Raw genomic sequence first — 22,470 nt, 5'->3', positions numbered from 1 at the left:
ATCTCACTTAAACCTCGACTTAATTTGTTTCTTTATTAATGTCGACAGTTTCGGCAAAATCGTTATATTTTTTCAAATCATCTTCAGTCATTATTATTATGAATTCACTTCTTCTATTTTCTTTAAGAGTAGGATATTCAGGTAAAGCCTCTCCGAATGCATTTTTTAATAATCTGCTGTTTTCTACACCTAATTTTATTATATAATTAAAGCTCTTATCAGATCTTCTTTGAGATAGAGCATAGTTATAAGGAGCAGGACCTTCTTTACTTGAATGCCCTTCAGAAATTATTCTGATATCCGGATTATTATTTATTATTTGATATACTAAGTTATAAGCTTCTTTATAAGTTCCTATTTCTATAGTATTATCAAATCCGAATTTTACCTCATAAGTTGAACCTGGCTTGCCAACATCTGTTTTAGATTTAGGATCATGAAGTACCAATATTTTTCCTCTTGGAGTTTCTCTAACAGTAGCTCCGTCAGGTAGATTAAGCCCTTTAGAATTTTGATTATTTGCTTCAGTTGTTTTGAATCCGCTATTGTCTTCAGGACCAGTAGCAACAGGTGCACTTTTACATGCAGCTGCTATAATCACTACTGACATAAGTAAAAATATTTTTTTCATAATTATATTTCCTTAAATATCATATTTGTATACTATTATATTAAAATAATTAACATAATATACATTTATAACAATGATAATAATATATTCGTAAAATTAAAAAAATGATAGTTATTTTCATATATAGGATTAATCATTTAATACATGGTATTTAAACTACATATACAACATTTTTATGATTTTTGATATATGCATTCAAATGTATCACCTAAGTTTTTATTTTTGGCCAAAGAATTATATATTCTTGATAGAAAATTATTCTTTCTAATAAGATTAAAACCGAATATATCGCAGAATCTATTATAATAAACGCTTTGATTTTCTAAATTTATGCATTTCAATGAATATTTAGACATAAGTATATCAAGAGACTTAGGATTAGCCTCAAATGCATGATCTGAAGGCACTATAGAAAAATAGTTTTTATTAAATCTTCCGCTTAAACCATTGCCATTAGGGGTTGCAAAGGCTAATATTCCATCATCTTTAAGTGAGTAAATTATACGCTCTAAAATACTTTCAAAATTGTATATATGCTCTACAACATACCAAGCAGTTATTATATCATATTCTTTTTCTTTATATTCAAAATTAAGCAAAGAGCAATTATGCACATTGAGATTAAGAGTATTTATACAGTAATTTGATGCATATTCGCTTATTTCTATACCTTCTGTTTCATATCCGTATTCTCTTGCCTCTTTAAGAAAAAAACCCATTGCACTTCCTATATCAAGTATTTTTCCATTAGGCTTTATTTTTATTATTTTTTCTAATCTTCTTTTGGCCAAAGCAGTTAAATTAGCACTGTCTTCCTCATAAGTTTTACCGTATTGATTCTTATAATCCTCAACAAAATATTTAGATGAATAATCTGTAAAAGGAGGAAGAAAATATTTTCTAAATAAAGTACTGCATTTTTTACATTTATATAGATTAGATTCCAAATTTCTATTTTTCATTTCTATATTTCTGCTTTTACAAAAAGGGCATTCTATATCTTTAAAATCTTTTATATTATCTATTATAGTTTTTATACGATCTAAAGATTTTTCTGTATTAATTAATTTGCCTTTTTCTCTAAACTTATTTTGTATATCATCATTAAATAAAAATTCTCTTAATTTATTTACCGATGCATTTGTATCTATATTTTGAAAGAAGCCTAAATTAAAGAATAATTCCTCCTGACTTTTTGCCAAATCATCATGATATTTTGTAGGAGAAAGCAAAATTACAGGAATTGATGATTCTATACATTCAAAAGCAGTTAATCCGAAATAGGTTATAACGGCACTGTATGGATTTTGAAATATATCTGTACCGAAATTTTTATAGCTTATATTACTGTATTCGCTTTCTTTCTCTGTATCTATTAAGATAAAGTTTTTATTTTCTATTTTGCTTATTATTTCTATGGCTTTATTTTTTAATTCATTATTAAATCCTAAATATAGAAGTACAGGAGCATCAGCATCATATTTTGGTTTTACATTAGAGTTTAATATAGTAGCTATAAAAGGCTTTATATTTACCTCTTTGGAATTATCTATATTAGGAAGCATTTCTATAACTATATCAGCCAATACTCTCTCATTTCCTACACTGTCTACTATTATAACACTGCTTATTTTTTTTAATTCTTTTATATATGCTGAATCTACTTCTCTGCTGTCTACTATTATCAGATAAGGATTTAAATTTTTTATCTCATTATATTTGCATGTATTTATAGTATTATCTTTAAATATACCGCTGTTATCGTTAATAGAAGAAAATGTGAAATTATAATATTCTTTTAATTTATTTGATATAAATTTCATACGAGTAATATGTCCGAACCCGTATATTGTTCCTATATCAGTTATTATACATATATCCTGCATAAATCTTACAACTATTTAAAATTTATTTATAATTCTAATTATTATATAGTAAAAAAAGCATTATTACAAATTAATATTTAGGGGGGCTGGTGGGCGGGCAGATAAGATAAAAAAACAAAATAGAGTTTTATTTATTATTTTTTCTATTTTTTATATAATTGCTTATCATATCATTTATTCTATTCATAGTTTTTAATTCTTCATCATCTTCATTATTTTCATTACTTTTTAAATAAATATATGCATTATCTCCATTATTATCAGTTTCATAAATATTAATATTGTTTTCAAGAAGTTCTTTTACTATATCTTCTCTAAGCATTAAGCATGCATACATAAGTCCATTAACCCCATTATTAGTTTTATCATTGATATTAGCATGATAATTTATAAGAAGTTTTAATATATCATTATTATCATGATTACATGCATAAATAAGCGGAGTAAATCCTTCATTATTTTTTGTATTAACATCAGCATTATATTTTAATAATAGCTTAACAGTATCAATTTTTTTATAAAAAACAGAAATAAGCAAAGCATCAAAACCTTGTTTATTTTTGATATTTAAATCGGCATTGTTTTTAAGTAAAATTTCAGCTATTTTGTCATGTCCGTAAAATGAAGCAAATATCAAAGCAGTCCAATTTTCTTCTGTTTTCAAATTAATATCAGCATTATTTTTTATTAATTCTTCTGCAATGCTGATTCTATTGAATATAGAGGCAAGCATCAAAGCAGTAAATCCTTCATCATCTAATTTGTTTATATCTATATTTTTATTTAAGCATTCTTTTAATGTTTTTAAATCTCCATTTTTAGCAGCATCAAAAAACTCTTTCATATATTTAAAGCCTCAATTTTATTTATGGGTTAAAGTAAAAATATACTTTAACCCAATCATTTTTTATATTTTTTAGAAGTTAAAAATTAATTAATAAGTTTTTTTTCTAGTTTTTTTAATAACTATAACAGCAATTAATATAACAACAATAACAGATATTATAATAATACCGTTATTGGATTTAGTAGTTTCTGTAGTAAGCATTTCTTTCCAAAGGCTTTCCATAAGCAAACTATCTTTACCATCAGGATTAGCCACATAATGAATCATATTTTCCATAGCTTTTTTATCCGGATATATTCTCCTATCATTTTTTACTTCATCGGGCATCATATTAACAGCTGTCATATTAGGAGAGGCATATTCTATATAATTGGCATTTGCCAAAGCAACCTGAGGCTCGCATAAGAAATTAAGAAACATATGGGCTTCTTCAACATTTTTAGCATTTGCAGGTATAGCTATGCATTCAACAAAGGCATTTCCTCCCTCTTTAGGAATCGCAAAATTAAGATTAGTATTATTTGCTATGGTTCTTAAAGCATCTCCTCCATAAGTTATTCCTAAATAAGCGGATTCTGATTCCATTTTGTCAAATATCTCATCCATAACATAACCCTGAACAATAGGTTTTTGTTTTTTTAAAGCCTCATAAGCATTTCTTATTTCGGTTTCATTTGTAGTATTGATATTATATCCCAAATATCCTTTAGCAGCGGCAAAAGAATCTCTAAGACCATAAGCCATTAATATTTTATCTTTATATTTTTCATCAAATAATAAAGACCAGCTCACATCTTCAGGCTTTACATCAACTTCTTTCATATTATATATTATGCCGCTCATTCCCCAAGTATATGGAATAGTATATTCGCCGTTTTTATCATAAGCTAATGATAAGAAAAACGGATCTATATTAGTTCTTGCAGGAAGTAAATCTATATTCATTTTCTGCACCAATCCTTCTTTAATCATTCTTATGACCATATAATCTGTAGGAAATATCAGATCATAATCAGTATTTCCTAATTTTAATTTAATATAAAGCTCTTCATTAGAATTAAAAGTTGTATAATTCACTTTAATACCTGTAAGGTCTTCAAATTCTTTTACTATGTTCATAGAATCATCAGAACCGTCAGCTATATATTCTCCCCAGTTGCATATATTTAATATTCTGTTTTGACCTTTAAATTTTTCATAATAATTTAAATCTAATTTAGTTTTATCTAATTTCTGACCTAAAAGAATATTATTAGATAATATTAAAAAAAAGCACATAATAGAAATTATGTGAAAAATAAAATCGTGAAATTTTAATTTTTTCATTTTTGATTTTTTCTCCTTTTGTAACTATTATAAAAACTAACTTCTAAAAAATAGAGATTGTATTCTATATAATAAAATAGATATTTTCAATTATATTTATATTTTTTTATATATTTTTATTGCAAAAACTTATTTTATTATTTAGAATATAAAAAAACTTTACATTAATGATAACAATTAGGATATTTAAAAATGAAAAGATTTACTGCATTTACAATTTTAATATTATTTTTATTTTTCTCATGTTCAAAGAAAGAAATACCGCTTCCAGATGATAAGATAGGGGAGATTATATTAAATCCTAACGGACAAACGCCATTATCATTAGTATACAAAACAGAAACCAACAATAATTACCCTGTTACAGTCATAACAAAAGGAATGCTTGGAGATAATGATATCATATTTACTTATCCTAAAAATTACGGATCTAATTTTGCTATACATGGTATGTATCCTGAGAATACAAATACCATCTATATTATTAACGGTACTAACAGAATAGAAACCAATATAATAGTAGATAAACTATATATTGACGGCCTTTATATACCGGCTACTAACAGAGTTATAAAAAATTTAGTGCCTGAAGAGAATGTATATTTTGCCGGTATCAATGATGAAAGTTCAATAAGCAATTTAACTGATAATAACGAAGAGATATATTTTGCAAGCCCTGTTATAAATAGAAGCTGGAAAGGTCTTTTCTTAATGGGGGTAAGCAGAAACGGAAATTTGCGTTATGTGAATTATTCCAACTTTTATCTTACTAATGAAATAGCAAAGGTCATTGATGAAGATAATGATATTGTTATTTACGATACTATGGGAGTAAGCGATTTGCTTGGAAATGCAAAACTTGATGTTACAAAACTTGATATAGGAGTTCATCATGACACTATAAGAAAAAAGTCTGACAGTAATTATATAATGCTTGCTAATTCTACTTGGGGCGTTGAAGACAGAATTTGCGAAGTTGATAATAACGGAAATTTAATAAGAGATTTGTATGTCGGAGATTTGATAAAAAAGATAGTAAATAAAAATGGCGATGAGGCAGAGAAAGAGTATTTAAAAAAACTTATATTTGATGAAGATAATAAATACTACAGCATAGGAAGAAAAAGAGATTTTCCTATGGATTGGGCACATTGTAATTCTTTGGTTTATGATGAGGATAATGATATACTTTATTTATCTGTGAGAAGTTTAGCTGTTATGGCGGTTGATTACAGTGAATGGGAGCTTATTTGGTATATGGCTGATGATACATTGGACACTATGGAATCATACAACCCATACGGCAGATATTTAAAAGATTTAAAATCATTTGATCCTTATAAGGTTCTTGGAGACGGCAATACAGACGGACCTAAAAGTCAGCATGCTTTATTTTTGATATCAACAAATGTAATAGGTATGTTTGACAATCAGGGCGATGAAGATATTAACTATAACGGCTCTAGATATGTAGAATATAAAATCACTGGTTCTCATGGTTCTTGGAAGGCTGAAAAAATTTACGAGTATAAAACAGAAAATAAATTATATTCTCACTATATATCAGATATAGATTTTTTGAGTAATGGGAATATGCTTCTTGATTTCGGAAATAATTCACAGATAATGGAAGTAAATAAAGATACTAAGGAAGTTTATTATCATTTAAGATTTGGAATAAGAACTTGGGGAATTTACCGAATTGATAAAATGCCTTTCTATTATTCTGATGGGTACAAATATAGTGAGGATAGCTCTTTTATCAATTAATTAACGCATGGTAAATGAACTCTTAATTTATTTAAATTATAATTCATTATCAGCCGTATTTGAAATTTGACTATGCATGCGGTATAAGAATTATAAATCTAAATAAATCTTGGGCGGGTGTTAATATTTCTGTATAAGCATTTAAGAAAATAAAAATAATAATTTTTAAATACTAGAAAGCAAAATATAAAAATTGTGAGCGTATAGCAAATTTATTTGCTATACATTTTTAGCGAACAATTTTTATTAGCAATAATAAAAAATAATAATTTCAGAATAAAGTACTAAAGAAAAAGGGCGGGGTATGTAATAAAAGTTTAAAAATTTGATTACATTTGCCCACCCTTTAAGTTTTTAACATATTATGTGTTTTAAATATTATTTTTCTTTTTCATTTTATATTGTTATTTTAGATGCCCACCCAAGTGTTTTTTTATTTTATAGTACATATACCGCCCATAAATTAAATAAAAATTACATTTATTATCAATAGTTTTAAAAATTTTATTTTATGATATACTTACAGCATTATGCAAAATAAAAATAATATTCAAAATAATAAAAATTACTATTCATTTTCTGATTATGTTAAAAATAAATTTGGAGTAAAAGTAGGGAAGATTTCTATAGATACAGATTTCGGCTGTGCTCATAAAGCTAATGACGGCGGATGCAGATTCTGTAATTTAAATAGCTATAAACCTCCATATATAACAGATGAAGATATTAACAATCAATGGATTAACGGATTAAAAAATTATAAAGGAAGATATCAAAAATTCTACGGATATTTTCAATTAGGTACGCCGCTATCACCATTAGCTTCCAAAGAATCATTAAAATATGCTAATAAATTAGTGAATTTTGATGAATGTGTGGGACTTATGTTTGGGGCAAGAAGCGACATGCTTGAAGATGAGGTATTGAAAGAACTTAGTGATTTATCATCTTCATCTGGCAAAGAAATTTGGCTTGAAATGGGGCTTCAATCATCAAATGATGAAACTTCAAAATTTATTAATAGAGGGCATGATTATAATTCTTTTGCTAAAATGGTAAATCATATAAAAAAGAATTATAGTAATATCATAATATGTACTCATATAATATTCGGACTTCCTAAAAAAATTAATAGTAAAGTAATAGAATTAGAAAGCAAATATGATATGATAAAAACAGTTAAAGATGTATCTGCTTTACAAATTGATGCTGTAAAATTTCATCAGCTTGACATAGTGAAAGATTCTTATTTTGAGAATATGTATAGTGATTATGTTTTTCCTACTTTAGATGAAGATTTTTATATAGATTTAATGAGCGACGCCATTTCTTTTACAAGGTCTGATATTATAATAGCTCGTTTAATGGGTGATAGTTTGGGAGAAAGTTTAATAGCTCCTAAATGGACAAAATCAAAAGGTGAAATAATAAATCTAATATCAAAGAAGATGAAAGAAAAAAATATAGTTCAGGGTATAAACATTAATATTTAAAAATATGTCTAATTTTTATATATTTGGTTTATTTATGCATAAGAGATCAATCAAATTTATATAATTAACTGCCATACAATTTCTTTAATAATAAATAGGAGTGCCTGATTAGGAAAATATAATCTAGTGCACTCGGCTGATTATTTATTGATTAGGTAATCCGACTTCGTTAATTTATAAATTGAATTTTACTGTTTGATTTACATTCTTATTCCCTAAATATTAATAATAGACTTGTTTCAAAAGTAATTTTATTTATAATTTGTGGGGACTAGCCCTACGAAGTACACAGTCGTGCCACACCTCCACTTCTTTTTCCGAATAGGCACCTACTCGGTGGTGACCCATACGAAGTACGCCTCGCTGTGCGTGCCTTCGGCAGGCGAGAAGCAAAATGACTGCATTTTCTAGCTTAAACATACAGTTTATACAAAATATAAAACATTTAATTAAATTATAATTAATATTATTTAATTTAACATAAAATAATAAACTTATAAAATTATTTGTCAAGTAGTTTTGAAACAAGTCTAATAAATAAAAAACATTAAATAATAAATTTTATTTGCAAATGAATATAAATTGAATATACTATTTTTTTATAAGATAAATTTTGAGGATATTTTTATGGAAGAGCTAGAAGCAAAAGTAAAAAAAGATTATTTATTAATAAAGCTTTTATTAGGTATAGCTTTAGGTATTATAATAGGTATGCTATGTAATGAAGCTGTAATTAATGTAATACAGTCTATAAAATATGTTCTTAATCAGGTAATATCATTTATGGTTCCATTAATAGTATTAGGGTTTATTGCACCTGCTATTACTAGAATGGGAAGCAAGGCAAATAAGATGTTAGGTGTAATTCTAGCCTTAGCATATTTTTCTTCAGTAGGTGCTGCTTTATTTGCTGCTATTGCAGGATATATAATAATACCTAATCTAAATATAGCTTCAAATGTTGCAGGAGGTAAAGAACTTCCTGAAATAATATTTAAATTAGATATTAACCCTATATTTCCTGTAATAACTGCATTATTCTTGGCTATATGCGGAGGAGTAGCTGTTATTAAAACTAAATCAAAATATTTTGAAAGTCTATTAGATGAGCTTAATAATATAATATTATTTTTAGTAAATAATGTTGTAGTGCCAATATTACCATTTTATATAGGAACTACTTTTGCTACTTTATCCTATGAGGGTACTATAATTAAAAGTGTGCCTATATTCCTGATAATTATAATCATAGCAATAATAGGACATTTTATATGGCTTACTTTTTTATATTCTATAGCTGGTATTGTATCAAAGAAAAATCCGGCAAGAGTATTTAAACATTATGGACCTGCATATTTTACTGCAGTTGGTACTATGTCATCTGCGGCAACTTTACCTGTAGCTTTGAAATGTGCAAGTAAATCTGATGCTTTAGACAAAGATATTGTGAACTTTGCAATACCTATGGGAGCAACTATACATTTATGCGGCTCTGTACTCACAGAAACTTTCTTTGTTATGACTATATCAAAAATATTATACGGACATTTGCCTGAAATTGGCACTATGATTCTATTCATTATATTGCTTGGTATATTTGCTGTTGGGGCTCCGGGTGTACCGGGCGGAACGGTTGTTGCTTCTTTGGGAATAATAATTTCTGTTTTAGGTTTTAATGATGATGGCACTGCTTTGATACTTGCGATATTTGCATTACAGGACAGTTTCGGTACTGCATGTAATGTTACAGGAGACGGTGCTTTAGCTTTAATACTTCAAGGTATATTCAAAAAAGATGGGGCAAGTTAATTTTATTATACGCACGGTAAACTAAATTTAAAATATAAAAATATTTTTGAATTATAATTTATACAATAAATAAAAATGCATACACTGTGCGTTAAATAGATTGTAAAACTAATCGTCACTTGGGCGGGCATACTTTTATGATAAGAATTTCAAACATAAATAAAACTATTAAATGTGAATAAAATGAAAAAGAAAAAAGGGTGGGGTATGTAATTTAAATTATCAATATATATAATACGGAGGTATTCTTTATTAATAATACTATTGACAAACTGATATTTTTAATATACTATAAAAAGTAAGGATAATTTTGGATATTTTTTATGAATAATTTTTTCTTATATAAGAAGTTTAAAAAAGCATTCTATTCTTGGGAGTGTTGAATTATTATATTCTTTGTATAATAATTTTTAATATTTAAGGCTCCCTAAACAAGGGGGCTTTTTTATATTTTAACAATCTTATTCAAGAAATCATTCAAAATTATAAGGTGTATATATTAATTAGGAGTGACTTATGGAACATTATGGTCTGTTGGGTATTATACCGCCTCTTTTAGCTATTATACTTGCTTTAGTGACTAAAGAAGTTATTATTTCTCTTACGCTTGGTATATTATCTGGAACTTTAATAATAGCACATGGTAATGTATTTACTGCTATTACAATATTTACTGATAAAGTAGCAGAGATGAGCGGAGATGCTTGGAATATAAGAATACTTTTATTTTGTGCTTTGCTTGGTGCTTTTGTCAGTATGCTGTCAAAGACAGGTGCTACTAGAGCTTTTGGTTTATGGGCCAGCAAATATTTAAAAAGCAAAAAGAGTGTACTTATATTTACTTGGTTTTTCGGACTTATTATATTTATAGATGACTATTTCAACAGTTTATCAGTTGGTACTGTTATGCGTCCTGTTTCAGATCAGAATAAAATTTCAAGGGCGAAACTTGCTTATATATTGGATTCTACAGCTGCTCCTGTATGTATACTTGCCCCTATATCCACTTGGGTAGTAACGGTTATGAGTTATATAAGAGATTCTCAAGGATTTGAATCTTTAAATATAAGTGAATTTGTGTTTTTTATAAAGATGATACCTTATTCCGTTTATCCGCTTCTTGCTTTAGCTTTTGTAGTTCTTATTTCTTTAGTATTTAAAGATTTTGGACCTATGAAGAGAAGTGAAGATAATGCTCAAAATGGAAAACTTTTTGATGAAGAATTATACGGAGCTTGTCCGGGTAATATGGAAACTTCTTCAAATAATAAAGCTAAATGGTATGATATGGTTATAGCTATACTTGTACTTATAATAGTATGTATAGTAATGTTTCCTGTTACTACATATATGGGATTAGTTGGAAGTGATGGAATAGAAACTTTCTCTCAAGCTATGTCAAGCATATCATTGAATCAGGCTTTTTTGGATACTGATGCTTCTAAGGCTTTATTTTACGGAGCTGTTATTTCTCTTATAATAATGTACATATATTATGTAGCTAGAAGATTATTAAGTATTCGTTCTGCCGGAAACTCTATTATGGAAGGGGTTAAATCAATGGTTCCGGCATTAGTAGTTCTATCTTTAGCTTGGTCTATAGGAAGTGTTATTAAATCATCTCCGTCAGACGGCGGACTTGGACTTGCTGCTTTTTTATCTGAAGCTGTAAAAGGAGGCGGTTTTCCTCTTTGGATACTTCCTGCTATAGGATATTTACTAGGCTGTGTTATAGCATTTTCAACTGGTACTAGCTGGGGTACTTTTGCTATACTTATTCCTATAGTAATACCTATTGCAAATGGGCTTGCTGCTGCTAATGGATATACTGACAATGCTCTTCTTAATGTTCTTCTTATAAATGTAGGTTCTGTTGTTTCTGGTGCTGTATTTGGAGATCACTGCTCTCCTATATCAGATACTACAATACTTTCTTCTACCGGAAGTAACTGTCCTTTACTTGAACATGTTGCAACACAGATTCCTTATGCCGGTTTGGTGGCAATATCTGCATTTATTGGTGTATTAGTTGGAGGAATAACTTTAAATCCTATAGCTGCACTATTAACAGGTTTTATAGTAATGTGTTTACTTGCTATGCTTGCTCCTAATTTCTATGATAAAATTTCAAGTTTTAATAAATCTAATTAAATAAAAATATAATTAAATATAAAAAGCAATCCTTTAATATTATTCATTTAATATTAAGGAATTGCTTATTTTTATATAATTCAATAAATTTAATATACGCTTGGGTGGGTGTTAACATTTCTAATTTTAATAAAAAAGAATATTAGTATTTTTATTACTTATTAATTTAAAAAGGAAAAAGGGTGGGGTATGTAAGTAATTTTTTAAAACAAAAATCACTTAGAAATCCCACCCTTTAGATTTATAATTTTAATATGCATTTAAAATTTTATTATATTTAATATTTTCATCAGAAATTATAGCTGCCCACCCAAGTATTTTTTAAATTGATAATGAATAATAACGCACGGTTAGTGAGATTTATTATATAGTGTAAACTAGAAATAATAATGAAAATATATTTTATAAATTTGTTCTGCGTGCGTAGTATAAATAAAAAAATTAGAAATATTTATAAATCAAATTTAACTTCATCTTCGCCTTCGTAGCAATACCTGCATACGCATTTATATATATCATCTCCGATTACAACTCTGTCCACATCTTTAACTATTCTTTTTGAGTATATTCCTTTTTTTCCGCAGTCGCATTTACCAAAAACTTTTGTATGTATATCAATCAGATCTTCTTCTATTAATGCCGATACACTTTCCCAATAATTTCTTTTATAGTCCATATCAAGAGAAGCTATACAAAAGTTAGTTGCAGAATTTCTTTGAGAGCATGTTTTTATTAGTTTTATAAAAATGGAAGTATCATTTAAAAAGCAAAATTCATCTATTCCTATAATATCATATCTTGAAATGTAATTATAAATATTTTCTACATCTTTTCCAATATTATTTTCGATTTCTTCTTCAGTAATTATATCTATTCTCTTATCTAAAGAAACATCTTTATCGCGGCAGAAATAGCCTCTAAAAGATATTGCCGGATATATGAATAATATTTTTATATCTTTATTTTCCATTAAAAGATAATCTAAAGTTTTAATTAAATATTTTGATTTTCCTGCGAACATAGGGCCTGTAATTAAATGATTCATAATAGTCCAATATTTTTAAATGAATTATACTATTATATCATTTAATTTTGTATATATCAAATGTAAATGCTGTAATAATGTATATTATAATTAGTTTAATTTTTGTATAAATATGTTATAATGCTATGATGAAGTTTTGGGAGTTTTATTATGATAAAGGGTGGCGATATAGAAGTTTTAAAAAATATGTTTAATTCAAGGGATACATTTCATATTCCTGTATATCAGAGAAATTATGATTGGAAAAAAGAACAGTGTGAAAAATTAATACATGATATAGAAAGAGCTGTTGATAGAAATGCTAAAGAATATTTTATAGGTTCTTTTGTTTTAGTTTCTAGAAAAGATGAGAAAAATTTTTTTTCACCAAATAGTTTTTACATTATAGATGGACAACAAAGAATAACAACAATAATTTTATTATTACTTGCCATTTTAGACTTTGCAAAAAATAATGATGAAAGATTAAAAGATAATATAGAACCTTTAATATTTTCTGATATAGAAAAAAATAGAGGTAGATTATTTTTGAAACAAATACAAAGAGATGATAAATATTTAAATGATATAATAGATAATAGGAAAATAAGATAAGAAAAGGGGAATCTAATATAATTAATAACTATTTATTTTTTAAAGAAAAATTAAATAATGATGAAAAATATATTTATAAATTATGGAAAGGATTATATTTACTTAAGGGAATTATAGTAACTTTAGAACAGGAAGATGAACCTCAAATTATTTTTGAAACTCTAAATGCTACAGGTTTATCGTTAAAAGAAGGTGATAAAATTAGAAATTATATTTTGATGTATCAAAATCAAGATATATTATATGAAAAATATTGGGTGAAAATAGAAGAAAATTGCATGCAGAATTTAGACGATAAAAATGTGTCAACATTTATAAGATTTTTTTTAATTATAGAAAATAAAGAATTTTCAAAAGAATCTGAAGTTTATAATGATTTTAAAAAATATTTAGAAAATAAAAACAATGAAGATGTATTAAAAGATTTGTTAAAGTATTCTGAATATTATAATATTATTTTAAATACAGAAAAAGAATTAAATAAAAATATTAAAATTAAATTAAATAATATAAAGGAATTAAAAATAAATGTTTTAAATCCATTAATAATTTTATTACTGCAATATAGAGATGATGGATATATATCAGATGAAATATTATTTGATTCATTACATTTAATAGAAAATTATATATTGAGAAGATTAATATGTTCTAAGCCTGCTAACGGTTTAAATAAAATTTGCATTTCTTTAATAAAAAAAATAAGTTCATTTTTTAATGATAAAATTAATACAGATAAATTTATAGAATATATTGCTTCGTCTTTAATTGATTTGAAAGGTGGATCAGAGTTTCCCGATGATTTAAGTGTGATAAATTCAATTATAGAAAAAGATGTATATAAAACAGTATTGGGTAAATTTATATTAACTAGATTAGAAGGATTAAATAGTAAAGAAAAAATAGATATTAACAATATAACAATAGAACATATTATGCCAATAACATTAAATAATGACTGGATAGATTTAATAGGCAATAATTATAAAGAGGTACATAAAAAATATATTAATACTTTAGGTAATCTTACATTAACAGCTTATAATCCTGAACTTTCAAATAATCATTTAAAAGAAAAAATAAAAGTATATAAAAATAGTAAGTTTACTTTTTTAAATAAGGATTTGATAGAATTGGATGATTGGGGAGAGAATATTATAGTTGATAGAAGTAAAAGATTGATAAATGAACTATTAAAATATTATAAATATCCTAATATTACAATAGAAGAAAATAATGATATATTAGAATATCCTTTAGATGATAGTATAGATTTTTCAGGTATGAATATATATTCTTTTGAATATAAAAATGTTAAATATGAAGCTAGTAAATGGGCTAAATTTATTATTAAAATATTAAATTTAATATATGAAGAAGATTCAGTGAGATTTAATAACCTTATATTTAAAGATGATAGTTTTAAAAATAAAATAAGTGATGAAGAATTTTTTTTATAACTATGGTAAAGCAACTAAAACAGAATCGAATTTCTTTGTAAATACTGATACAGATACAAATACAAAAATAAAGTTGATTATAAATGTTTTAGATAAATTAGATATAAGTACAGATGAAATTACTTTATATATAAAGAAGAAATAGAATATTTTTAGATATAGTTATATATGTGATTGTTATTATCAATAATAAGTTTTGTTTTTTATATTTTTACTTGCATTTTAGTGAAGCAAATCATAATATATATATCTAAAAAATAATGGAAAATAACTTGAATATAAAAACTCAAAATAAAAAAATAGAACTTCTCGCACCTGTTGGAGATGAAAGAGCTTTGAAGGCGTCTGTTAATGCTGGGGCTGATGCTGTGTATTTTGGTACTAAAAGTTTTAATGCTAGGGTTGGGGCGGCAGAAAACTTTGATGAAAAGGCACTTGAAGAGAATATAAGATTTGCTAAATTAAGAGATGTTAATGTTTATATAACTGTTAATACTTTAGTTTATAATGATGAAATTGATAAAGTGCTTCCTCTTATAAAAAGTGTTTATAATATGGGGGCTGATGCTATTATAGTGCAGGACTTGGGTATTATTGATATTGTAAGAAATAATTTAAATATTGCTATGCATGCTAGTACGCAGATGTCTTGTAATAATTTAGACAGTGTAAAACTTTTAAAAAGTATTGGGCTTGATAGAGTAGTTTTAGCCCGAGAAATGAGTTTGGATAATATAAAATATATTAGAGATAATACTGATATAGAGCTTGAAACTTTTGTGCATGGAGCTTTATGCGTGAGTTTTTCAGGTCAATGTGCTTATTCATATCTGCATGGAGGAAGAAGTGCAAACAGAGGTGCATGTGCTCAGCCCTGCAGAATGGAGTACACAGGAGGTAAAACCAATTATCCATTAAGTACAAAAGATTTGATGACTATTGATATAATTCCTAATCTCCTTGAAAGCGGTATAACATCTTTTAAAATTGAAGGACGAGCTAAAAGAAGTGAATATGCCGCAATTACAACTTCTATATATAGGCATGCTATTGATTTGGCTTTAGAAAATAAGTATATACCCATAGAGAAGTACAGAGAAAGTTTGATGAAGATTTTTAACAGAGGAGGTTTTTCTCAAGGGTATTATTATAATTCAAAGGATATTTTTGAAAATTATAAGCCTAGCCATGACGGCGAATATATAGGAGAAGTTAAAGCATACAAGAAAAATAAAATATATATAAAAGCAGATAAAGAATTGAATGTATATGACGGGCTTTCATTCGGTGAGAGCGGAACAGTTGGAATGCAGATTTCTGATTTATATAAAGATAATGAGAGGGTAAAAAGAGCTAAAGGAAATTTGAGTTTTTCTGCTGTTATAAAAAATGTCAATGTAGGAGATAAGGTTTATAGAACCACTGATAAACTTCAGATTGATAAGGCAAACAAAATAATTGAAAATGATAGTTTTAAACATATCCTTGATTTGAAATGCATAATTGGATTTGATAATGACAAAATAAAATTGGAAGTTCATAGCAAATACGATGATAGATTAAACAATATAGAATACATAAGCGATTATACTCTTCAAGAGGCTAAAACAAAATCGACTACTAAAGAAGATATTTTTAATTCTCTTTCAAAGACTGGAGGCACAGTATTTGAATTTGAAAATATTATTATAGAAGAGAATTTCAAAAATCCTTTTATACCAGTAAAAGTTTTAAATGAAGCTAGAAGGGCTTTAATTGAGAAATTAGAAAATATATTAATGAAGTCTAAAGAAATCCATTATGATAAAAATATTTTTAATAATATAAATTATCCTAATACTGATATAAAAGTTTTGATTGTAAACAGCGAAGAGAAATTAAAATTATATTCTGATATTCATTATGATAAAAGAATATTATTTCCAAGTGTTTATGATGAAAACATAATAACACTTTTTGAAAATAAAAAAATAGACGGTATAATACTTCCTCATGTAACATTTGACAAAGATATTGAGGTTATAAAAAGCATAGCAGAAAAAACAGACGGAATGATTGTAATATGCAATAACTTGGGGCATATTGAAGCATTAAAAGGAAAAGCTGTATTATGGTCTGGAATAGGACTTAATGCCATTAATAATTACAGTGTGAACTTTTTATATAAATTAGGTATTGATACTGTAATATCAGCTGTTGAAGCAGGTAAAACTCTAAAACATACTATAAGCATAAAAGAAGGTTTTATACCTGCTATGAACTTTGCGTTCTGTCCAAAAAGTATGTCGGTTGGCTGCTCTAAATGCAAAGAAGAAGATATTATTGACCATAAAGGAAATACGGTAATATTTGACTGCGTGAAGATGCATAATAAAACCAGCTTTATATTAGAGCATATAAAAAATAAAAACGGAAATATTTATTATTATATTTATTAAAAAACGATATTAGAATTGTCAAATTCATTTTAATTTCTTCTAAATAAGTAAATAAATACTGTATTCTTTGCGTTATTTTTATAACTTCAATATCACTAAGTAAAGCTAAATCAATTGGATATTCTGCATGCAAAGTATGTAATCCTTAAAATCCATTTAAGTTTAAAATTTTGTTTACATACCCCGCCCTTTAATATTTTCTGTTTTAATTTAAATTATAATTTAAAATTATTTTATTGCTTAATTAGAAATTTCAGCACCCGCCCAAGTTTTTATTAGCTTGGTAATTTTACTCAACGCACGGTTAATAGAATTTTATTTATTATTTAAATTACAATTTTTAATAGTCATAAGTTTAAAACTTTGTTCTGCGTGCGGTTTGGAAGCCTTAAATTATAAAACTCTTGGGCGGGCAGTTAAAATAACAGTTTAATATTAAAAAGAAAAATGTTTTAAAAATTAGAAATTGTATCAAAAAGCCTGAAGGGCGGGTATTAAAATAAGTCAAAATAAAAAGACTTGAATAATTAATCCAAGCCTTTTTATATTATTTTAAGGATATTTTATTTATACAAAAATCTTTTTATTTTTTTAGTAGGATTTTTTATAAACTCTTCTTTTTGTATTGTAAATCCTGATATTCTTCCAAACTCTGGAAGCATTTTATTAACTTCTATTCTATTGTTTTCTATAAGTTTATTAATTTCCTCTTCGCTTAATTTTTCATTTTTTATTCTTTCTGCATCCAAATATAAGAGAGCATGAAGTTTATTTTCTCTTTGTAAAACTAAAGACTCTAATATATAAGGCATAGCATTTAATTTACTTTCTATCTCTTCAGGATAAATATTCTGACCGCTAGCACCAAGAAGCATATTCTTGATTCTTCCTCTTATGAATATTCTGTTGTTCTCACCAAGCACTCCTAAATCGCCTGTTCTAAGCCATCCGTCTTTAGAAAGAACATCAGCAGTTGCTTTGTAATTCTTGTAATATCCAAGCATAACATTTTCACCTTTTACCATGATTTCTCCTACATCTCCTTCCTTTTCAGCATCAATTTTAACTTCAAGTGTGTCAATTATGCATCCGCAGCTTCTAGGTACATGCTTATTCCAAGGTCCGTAACTGATTAAAGGTCCGCATTCGGTCATACCATATCCTACTGTAAATTTAAAACCTATATCCATAAGAAATTTTTCTACATCACTATTTAAAGCACTTCCTCCTATTATAACCTCATAAAAATTTCCTCCGAAAGATTGCGTAAGCGTATTTCTAATTTTTGATTTTAGTAAAGATGATATAATAGGCATTTTTAATAAACCAGCAATTAGAGGTTTGCTTATGGTAGGGAGTATTTTTTTCAAATAAATTTTTTCTATGATAAGCGGAACCATAAGTATAAGATTAGGTTTTACTTCATCAAATGCTTTAAGCAAAATATTAGGACTAGGTATAGCATTAAGCATATATATGCATGCCCCTCTTGAAAATGGGAATAAAAAGTCAAATAAGCATCCGAATACATGGGCAAGAGGAAGAAAAGAAAGTATATGATCATTAGGTTTTACAGGCATATTATTAATAGCGTATCTTATATTTGCTGCTAATGAATTATGATTGAGCATAACTCCTTTACTGAATCCTGTAGTTCCGGAAGTATATATAATAGTGGCTAAAGTATCATTTTCAAATATAGTAAGATTAAAATCTTCTTTGCTTATATTTTCAATTTCTATATCGCTGAATATATTTTCAGATTTTTTATTATTATCTGTATTTTCCTTTTCTATAGTAAAAGTGTCAAAATTATTTAAATGAAAAGCTTTAGTAATAATTGATAAAGTATCCGCATCAATTCCTTTTAATATATTTGAATCTGCAAATAAAAACTTAGCCCCAGAATCTTTGATAATAGACGCTATATCTTCTTTTGAAAAGTCCACGAGTATAGGAACTACGATTGCACCGTAAGTTACTATTGAAATGTATGTTAAAGCCCAATTAACAGAATTAGCACCGCATAGAGCTATTTTTTCTCCTTTATGTATATCGAGCTTTTTAAAACCTGTATGTATTTTTAATATATTTTTAGCTATATCAGAATATTTTAATATATTATTAGTTCCATAATCGGCTAATGCATTTATATCCCAATTTTCTTTTATACTATTTTGAATATAGTCGCTTAGTCTTTCTTTAATCATATTTACCTCCTATATATTTATTAAAAAATATTTGCAACATATCTAAACATAAAAACTGCATGACATATATTGGATATTATTAACAGCGAATAAAACAAAGGTAAGAATAGAGTATATCTTTTGTTAGCTTCGTACATAGCAAGTCTGTAAAATACCATTGATATATTTAGCAGAAGAAAACCTGTTAAATATAATATAGCACCGTATTCACCTACAGCGGCAGATATTTTTGATATTGCTATGAGCCAAATCCAATTTAATAAAAAATAGTATATTGTTTCAGTAGCCCCTCGCCATCTGTAGCCGAATATACTTCTTAATGTAATACCCAATATACAAAGTCCTGTAATAATTCCAAAAAAACTCCAGCCCCATCCGTTTTGTAATGATATTAGACAGGGCGGAATATATATGCCCCAAATCATCATAATAAAAAATGCATGAGATAGTATATAAAAAACTTTTTTAGCTTTATTATTAAAAGGGAAAAAATGGTATATTGAATTTATTATATAAAATATTGTTAAAAAGCTAGAGTATAGAGAAAATGAAGTTATTTCCCTTGCAGTTTTAGAATTAAGTATTAAAAGCACTAAAACTGCTATTGCTGAGCTAGCACATATTATGCATATAACAGCACTTATTTTAGAAACTGAATTTTTTATATTGTTATTCTTCAAACTAATATCCATAATATTAAATAATAAACCTTATTTGTAATAAAGTAAATGGTAATTTATAACTATTTTCATATTAAAGTAATAATGTATTAAAAAATTTCATTATAGAAATATAAAATTATACGATATAATAACATTAAGATTATTTATTAAAAGAATACAATTAAAATATAAAATAAATAGGTACATAAAATGATATTAAACAGCGAATTAAAACAAAATATTTTAAATAGGTTTAAAAATAAAAAAATAGCAGTTTTGCATGGCGGATTAAGTTCCGAGAGGGAAGTTTCGCTTAGAAGCGGACAGAATGTTTATAAGGCATTGACTAGCTTTGATGAAATAAAAGATAATTGTATTTTAATAGATGTGAAGGATTCGTATGAATTGGTAAATACTTTAAAAGAAAATAATATTGAATACTGCTATAATATTCTGCATGGCACATCAGGAGAGGACGGAACTATTCAGGGGCTTTTGGAAAGTCTTAATATTAAATATACAGGCGAGAATATTTTAGTTAGCGCTGTTTGTATGAATAAGGTTTATACAAAAAGAATATGGAAGTCTTCAAATGTATCTACTGCAGATTTTATGCTTCTTAAAGATGTTAAAGAGATTAATGATAAAAATGTGAAAGGAAGTTTACTCACTTTGAATTTTCCTATCATATTAAAGCCCATATCAGATGGTTCAAGCGTAGGTGTTCATTTGATAAAAACAAAATCAGAGTTTGAAAGTATAGTAAGCGGTATAAAAGAAACAAAAAATTATTTTTTAGAGCCTTATATAAAAGGAAAAGAAATTACAGTAGGTTTAGTAAGACAAGACGATGATAATATTTATGTTTTTCCAATACTAGGAATAAATTCTAAAAATGAAATCTATGACTATGAGGCAAAATATACACCTGGAAAAACAGATATGGAAATGCCTGCCAAATTATCAAAAGAAATGGAAAATAAAGTAATGGAAACATGTAAAAAGGCGTATACAGTTTTAGGCTGCAGTGGGCTTTCAAGAATAGATGCTATAGTAGGGGAGGACAATGAAGTTTATCTTATGGAGGTAAATACTCAAGGAGGCATGACTAATACTTCTGATATACCTGCAATGGCTAAGCATGTAAATCTTGATTTTAATGATCTTGTTTTGTATATATTAGGTCTTTTAAAATAGTTTTTATAAAAAACATATATGCAGATATTTATTTGCATATATGTTTTAATTTAGTCTATTAATTTTTTAAACTATAGTCATTAAATTTGAATAATCATTTTTATATCCCATTTGATCGAGCATCACAGAAATCTCACCTCTATGATGAGTGTCATGATTTAATTCATGCATTATCAAATGATATCTAGGCTTTTTTATTACCGCATTTGGAACAATTACTTTTTCTGATATATTAAAATCGTCTATACTATTAACAATAGCTATTATAACATCATCTAATTTTGTTCTTATATCTATTAAACTTTTTAAATCTTCATTTATACTTATATTGAAAGTGAAATCTTCATTTAGATAGTTTAATATATTTTCATTTTCTATTTTCTTCTTGTTTGAATATTTTCTGTATTCTTTAAAGAAATACATATCGCATTGAATAATATGCATAAAAGTTCCATGTATGGATTTAAAATATGCATTTGTTTCTTTTTTTAAATCTTCATCTTTAACAGTTTGTAAAATTTCAATAAGTTTTTTATTTGCATTTTTATTGTATAAAGCCATCATATTCATAATTTTTTTTGCTGTTTTATCTATAGGCTTTTTATTTGAATTATTTTCTATTTTTGTATTTTTTTTATTTTCATCTTGAGAAGCATTTGCCTCTTTAGCACTCAATAGATTATGTTTCATTTCCTTAACTTTCTCTGTAATATTTTTCTTTTCTTCCTGAAGTTTTTTTAACTGATTTGTTTTTAATTCTTTAACATTTTTCTTTAAGTCTTTAGTTATAGATGATTTGATTTTTTCAATATCTTTTATTTTTTTATCTAGCTTTTTTGATTCTATTTCTATTTTTTTTGCAATTTCACTAATATTGTTTTCAATCATAATGATAAATCCTAAAATAATATTTTTTGTATTATATTATATTAATTTTATAATTCAATATTT

At 26.4% G+C, this 22,470-nt stretch carries 16 protein-coding genes; 8 read left to right on the top strand and 8 right to left on the bottom strand.

From position 1 onward, the window contains the following. Positions 1-19 precede the first annotated feature (19 nt). The 4 genes from A966_RS01195 to A966_RS01180 all read right to left on the bottom strand — a co-directional run bounded on the left by A966_RS01195 (position 20) and on the right by A966_RS01180 (position 4,690). Positions 20-631, bottom strand: a complete 612-nt coding sequence (locus tag A966_RS01195) for an OmpA family protein (RefSeq protein WP_008721660.1) — start codon at positions 629-631, stop codon at positions 20-22. A gap of 173 nt (positions 632-804) precedes the next feature. Then, positions 805-2,517, bottom strand: coding sequence for a class I SAM-dependent methyltransferase (locus A966_RS01190; protein WP_008721658.1), 1,713 nt, complete (start codon positions 2,515-2,517; stop codon positions 805-807). Between the two features lie 127 nt (positions 2,518-2,644). Continuing rightward, a complete protein-coding gene (locus A966_RS01185) occupies positions 2,645-3,361 on the bottom strand; it encodes an ankyrin repeat domain-containing protein (RefSeq protein WP_008721656.1) in 717 nt (238 codons plus the stop codon). Positions 3,362-3,451: 90 nt separating this feature from the next. Continuing rightward, on the bottom strand, positions 3,452-4,690 hold the full coding sequence (locus tag A966_RS01180) for an ABC transporter substrate-binding protein (protein WP_008721654.1): 1,239 nt from the start codon (positions 4,688-4,690) through the stop codon (positions 3,452-3,454). 192 nt (positions 4,691-4,882) lie between these two features. Between A966_RS01180 and A966_RS01175 the strand changes: the two genes are divergently transcribed. The 4 genes from A966_RS01175 to A966_RS01160 all read left to right on the top strand — a co-directional run bounded on the left by A966_RS01175 (position 4,883) and on the right by A966_RS01160 (position 11,913). Continuing rightward, entirely contained in the window at positions 4,883-6,460 is a 1,578-nt protein-coding gene (locus tag A966_RS01175; RefSeq protein WP_008721652.1) for an aryl-sulfate sulfotransferase, read from the top strand. Positions 6,461-6,990: 530 nt separating this feature from the next. Next, positions 6,991-7,953, top strand: coding sequence for a TIGR01212 family radical SAM protein (locus A966_RS01170; protein ID WP_008721650.1), 963 nt, complete (start codon positions 6,991-6,993; stop codon positions 7,951-7,953). A gap of 627 nt (positions 7,954-8,580) precedes the next feature. Next, positions 8,581-9,762: a dicarboxylate/amino acid:cation symporter gene (locus A966_RS01165; RefSeq protein WP_008721648.1), complete on the top strand. Its 1,182-nt coding sequence runs from the start codon at positions 8,581-8,583 to the stop codon at positions 9,760-9,762. A gap of 516 nt (positions 9,763-10,278) precedes the next feature. Then, positions 10,279-11,913 (top strand): Na+/H+ antiporter NhaC family protein, encoded by a 1,635-nt coding sequence (locus A966_RS01160; protein ID WP_008721646.1) that lies wholly within the window; start codon positions 10,279-10,281, stop codon positions 11,911-11,913. Between the two features lie 451 nt (positions 11,914-12,364). On the opposite strand, the gene A966_RS01155 is transcribed toward A966_RS01160, so the two are convergent. After that, entirely contained in the window at positions 12,365-12,958 is a 594-nt protein-coding gene (locus A966_RS01155) for a thymidine kinase (RefSeq protein WP_008721645.1), read from the bottom strand. 150 nt (positions 12,959-13,108) lie between these two features. Between A966_RS01155 and A966_RS13120 the strand changes: the two genes are divergently transcribed. The 3 genes from A966_RS13120 to A966_RS01140 all read left to right on the top strand — a co-directional run bounded on the left by A966_RS13120 (position 13,109) and on the right by A966_RS01140 (position 17,450). After that, positions 13,109-13,552, top strand: coding sequence for a DUF262 domain-containing protein (locus A966_RS13120; protein ID WP_051024053.1), 444 nt, complete (start codon positions 13,109-13,111; stop codon positions 13,550-13,552). Between the two features lie 278 nt (positions 13,553-13,830). Then, positions 13,831-15,012 (top strand): HNH endonuclease family protein, encoded by a 1,182-nt coding sequence (locus tag A966_RS01145; RefSeq protein WP_198643172.1) that lies wholly within the window; start codon positions 13,831-13,833, stop codon positions 15,010-15,012. Positions 15,013-15,272: 260 nt separating this feature from the next. Further along, on the top strand, positions 15,273-17,450 hold the full coding sequence (locus tag A966_RS01140; RefSeq protein WP_039955406.1) for a peptidase U32 family protein: 2,178 nt from the start codon (positions 15,273-15,275) through the stop codon (positions 17,448-17,450). A gap of 563 nt (positions 17,451-18,013) precedes the next feature. Here the strand turns inward: A966_RS01140 and A966_RS01130 are convergent. Together A966_RS01130 and trhA are read right to left on the bottom strand one after the other, a co-directional pair. After that, complete coding sequence (locus A966_RS01130) at positions 18,014-19,660, bottom strand: AMP-binding protein (RefSeq protein WP_008721640.1); 1,647 nt, start codon at positions 19,658-19,660, stop codon at positions 18,014-18,016. A 20-nt stretch (positions 19,661-19,680) separates the two neighbouring features. Beyond that, positions 19,681-20,352, bottom strand: a complete 672-nt coding sequence (trhA, locus tag A966_RS01125) for a PAQR family membrane homeostasis protein TrhA (protein WP_008721637.1) — start codon at positions 20,350-20,352, stop codon at positions 19,681-19,683. A 180-nt stretch (positions 20,353-20,532) separates the two neighbouring features. Between trhA and A966_RS01120 the strand changes: the two genes are divergently transcribed. Next, complete coding sequence (locus A966_RS01120; RefSeq protein WP_008721635.1) at positions 20,533-21,519, top strand: D-alanine--D-alanine ligase family protein; 987 nt, start codon at positions 20,533-20,535, stop codon at positions 21,517-21,519. 66 nt (positions 21,520-21,585) lie between these two features. On the opposite strand, the gene A966_RS01115 is transcribed toward A966_RS01120, so the two are convergent. Then, entirely contained in the window at positions 21,586-22,407 is an 822-nt protein-coding gene (locus tag A966_RS01115; protein WP_008721632.1) for a DinB family protein, read from the bottom strand. Positions 22,408-22,470 lie beyond the last annotated feature (63 nt).

The organism is Brachyspira hampsonii 30446 (assembly GCF_000316195.1).
GTDB lineage: Bacteria > Spirochaetota > Brachyspiria > Brachyspirales > Brachyspiraceae > Brachyspira > Brachyspira hampsonii_C.
Note: the sequence above shows the minus strand (reverse complement) of the source record. Positions and strands in the feature narration are given on the sequence as shown.

What these genes read in the sequence shown, in the direction of transcription:
- A966_RS01195 (WP_008721660.1), bottom strand. Translation starts at nt 631, where the DNA reads ATGAAAAAAATATTTTTACTTATGTCAGTAGTGATTATAGCAGCTGCA.
- A966_RS01190 (WP_008721658.1), bottom strand. Translation starts at nt 2,517, where the DNA reads ATGCAGGATATATGTATAATAACTGATATAGGAACAATATACGGGTTC.
- A966_RS01185 (WP_008721656.1), bottom strand. Translation starts at nt 3,361, where the DNA reads ATGAAAGAGTTTTTTGATGCTGCTAAAAATGGAGATTTAAAAACATTA.
- A966_RS01180 (WP_008721654.1), bottom strand. Translation starts at nt 4,690, where the DNA reads ATGAAAAAATTAAAATTTCACGATTTTATTTTTCACATAATTTCTATT.
- A966_RS01175 (WP_008721652.1), top strand. Translation starts at nt 4,883, where the DNA reads ATGAAAAGATTTACTGCATTTACAATTTTAATATTATTTTTATTTTTC.
- A966_RS01170 (WP_008721650.1), top strand. Translation starts at nt 6,991, where the DNA reads ATGCAAAATAAAAATAATATTCAAAATAATAAAAATTACTATTCATTT.
- A966_RS01165 (WP_008721648.1), top strand. Translation starts at nt 8,581, where the DNA reads ATGGAAGAGCTAGAAGCAAAAGTAAAAAAAGATTATTTATTAATAAAG.
- A966_RS01160 (WP_008721646.1), top strand. Translation starts at nt 10,279, where the DNA reads ATGGAACATTATGGTCTGTTGGGTATTATACCGCCTCTTTTAGCTATT.
- A966_RS01155 (WP_008721645.1), bottom strand. Translation starts at nt 12,958, where the DNA reads ATGAATCATTTAATTACAGGCCCTATGTTCGCAGGAAAATCAAAATAT.
- A966_RS13120 (WP_051024053.1), top strand. Translation starts at nt 13,109, where the DNA reads ATGATAAAGGGTGGCGATATAGAAGTTTTAAAAAATATGTTTAATTCA.
- A966_RS01145 (WP_198643172.1), top strand. Translation starts at nt 13,831, where the DNA reads ATGCAGAATTTAGACGATAAAAATGTGTCAACATTTATAAGATTTTTT.
- A966_RS01140 (WP_039955406.1), top strand. Translation starts at nt 15,273, where the DNA reads ATGGAAAATAACTTGAATATAAAAACTCAAAATAAAAAAATAGAACTT.
- A966_RS01130 (WP_008721640.1), bottom strand. Translation starts at nt 19,660, where the DNA reads ATGATTAAAGAAAGACTAAGCGACTATATTCAAAATAGTATAAAAGAA.
- trhA (WP_008721637.1), bottom strand. Translation starts at nt 20,352, where the DNA reads ATGGATATTAGTTTGAAGAATAACAATATAAAAAATTCAGTTTCTAAA.
- A966_RS01120 (WP_008721635.1), top strand. Translation starts at nt 20,533, where the DNA reads ATGATATTAAACAGCGAATTAAAACAAAATATTTTAAATAGGTTTAAA.
- A966_RS01115 (WP_008721632.1), bottom strand. Translation starts at nt 22,407, where the DNA reads ATGATTGAAAACAATATTAGTGAAATTGCAAAAAAAATAGAAATAGAA.